General features: G+C 76.3%; 2 protein-coding genes. One reads left to right on the top strand and one right to left on the bottom strand.

The window, feature by feature from the left end; all coding sequences use genetic code 11:
- Window positions 1-171: 171 nt before the first annotated feature.
- Window positions 172-963: a hypothetical protein gene (locus ACFVX6_RS40800; RefSeq protein ID WP_389699642.1), complete on the bottom strand. Its 792-nt coding sequence runs from the start codon at window positions 961-963 to the stop codon at window positions 172-174.
- 286 nt (window positions 964-1,249) lie between these two features.
- Here ACFVX6_RS40800 and ACFVX6_RS40805 point away from each other — a divergent pair, with 286 nt between their 5' ends.
- Window positions 1,250-1,966 (top strand): transglycosylase family protein, encoded by a 717-nt coding sequence (locus ACFVX6_RS40805; protein ID WP_389699643.1) that lies wholly within the window; start codon window positions 1,250-1,252, stop codon window positions 1,964-1,966.
- Window positions 1,967-2,192 lie beyond the last annotated feature (226 nt).

Raw genomic sequence — 2,192 nt, forward strand, 5'->3', positions numbered from 1 at the left:
GTTGGGGGGTGGGCGGGCCCAAAACCTCACCCGGGGGGGGGGGCGCCGGCCCCCCCCCCCACCCCCGGCGCACGCCGCCCGGCCCCCGTGAGGGGGGTCGGACGGCCGTTTCGGGGACGGAAGGCAGAGCGGGGGAGCGGGAGCCCGGGAAGGCCCCGGGAGCCGGGGGCCTCAGGCGCCGGGGGTGCCCGCCAGCGGCATCGAGGCGGCGACCAGCTTGCCGTTGCGGGCGGCCTTGTCCAGGGCGTCGCGCAGCAGGTCCTCGCGGGGCTGCTGGCCGATGGTGCCGACGGGGGCCGCGTACACCAGGACGCGCTGCGTCTTGTTGACGGCGGCCCGCCAGCCGTCGGTCACCGACAGCGGCCGGTGCGCCTGCCACCAGGCGATCTGACCGGGCTGGAGCACCGAGTGCAGCTGGCCGGCGGCGAGCAGGATCGACCAGCCGCTCAGGGCCTGAGGGACCTCTTCGGTGTCGGTCATGGGGATGAAGCCCTGCTCGATGAGGAGCGGGAGGAAGTCGTCGCCGGGACCGGTGGTGCCGGGGCGCGCGATGGGCGCGGTCGGCTCGACCACGAGGGCGGGGTGCAGCTCGCCGTTGATCAGGATCAGGCCGCTGGTGATGCCGAGGACGGCCTGGCCGCCGGGCACGGACTGCGGGACGTCGCCGGCGGGGGCGGGGGCGGGGCTGTCGCCCGTGATGGAGCGGACGGCGCCCTGGAGGTCCGCCTCGGGGACGGAGACGACCTGCGAGGGGATGCAGCCGGCGTGGGCGAAGGCCAGGACGGCCGTCTCGTCGCCGACGAACAGCACGGTGCTGGTCTGCTCGCGCTCGGAGTCGCCGGGGGTGCGGCAGGAAGTGCAGTCGTAACTGCCCGGGGATCCGTCACCTGCGAGCAGCCGCTCGGCCTCCTCGTCGCCGATCTCGGCACGTACCTCATCACTGACTTCGAGCATGCGCGGCACGGGGTGGCTCCTCGGACTAGGCGTGCGGGGCCGGGGGGTTCCGGCTCGCCGGGCTCAACGGGGGAGTGGCGGCCGGGGTCACGCCGTTTGAGGGAACGGAATCGAACCGGACCCCCGAAGGAGTGAACGGTCCGACCGGGCCGTTGTTTTCGTGCCAACTCTTTTTTGGTTGTGCGCAGTTGATGCCCGGTGCTGGCCGTTTGGCCGGTGGGCCGAGCGGGTGGGGGCGCGCGGGGCGCGGTGTGGCGCGCGCGGGGGGCGGTACGGGGCTGCGTAGCGTGACGCGATGCGCAACTTCGGGGTTCCGGGTGGGGTGGGCGCGGCGGCGCTGGTGCTGGCGCTGGTCGTACTGGCTTCGGCGTCGCCCGCGGCGGCGGTCGCGGCGCCGCCCCCGCCCCGGCCGGGGGCGCCCGGCCGCGCGGTGGACTGCGGGCCCGGCGGGAAGTGGCCCTGGGACTGCGTGGCCGACTGCGAGAGCGGGGGTCGCTGGGCGGTGAACACGGGGAACGGCTTCTACGGCGGACTGCAGTTCTGGCAGCCGACGTGGGAGGAGCACGGAGGGCTGGCCTTCGCCCCGAGGGCGGACCTCGCCACGCGGGAGCAGCAGATCCGGGTGGGGGAAGAGCTGCTGGGGAGCCAGGGCTGGGAAGCGTGGCCCGTGTGTGCGAAGCGGTACGGGCTGGCGGGGCGGATGCACGTGGTGCGGAGCGGGGACACGCTGGTGGCGATCGCGCGGAGGCGCGGGGTCGCGGGGGGTTGGCAGGCTCTCTACGCGGCGAACCGGGCTGTGATCGGGCCGCGGCCGGGGGCGCTGCGGATCGGCATGCTGCTGGCGCTGCCGGCTGTGCGGTTGGCTCCGCCCGCGCAGGCGCCGCAGTCGCCGCCGCCCGGGTCCGTTGCGACCCCGGCCGTGCCGGGCGCGCTGCCCCCGGGGCCGTCGGTGGCGCCGCCCCGGGCGGACCCGTCCGTGAGTCCCGGATCGGTGGGGGGATCGAGGATTTAGACGGTGGATGGGTGCGGGTGGGTTGGCCCTGCGGGGTTGGGTCCCCTACCCGCCCTTCCACCGTTCCCCGGGCTCCGCCCGGACCCCGTTGCCGCGTGCGGCGCCGTTGCCGGGGGCCGGCCCCCGGGCCCCCGCGCCTCAAACGCCGGAGGGGCTGGTTTTTTGACGGGGGGGGGGGGGGTGGCCCCGGGGGGGTGGTGCGCGGGGGGGGTGGAGCCGGGGCCCC

The sequence above is a fragment of the Streptomyces sp. NPDC058289 genome, assembly GCF_042880975.1.
GTDB classification, from domain to species: domain Bacteria; phylum Actinomycetota; class Actinomycetes; order Streptomycetales; family Streptomycetaceae; genus Streptomyces; species Streptomyces stoeckheimensis.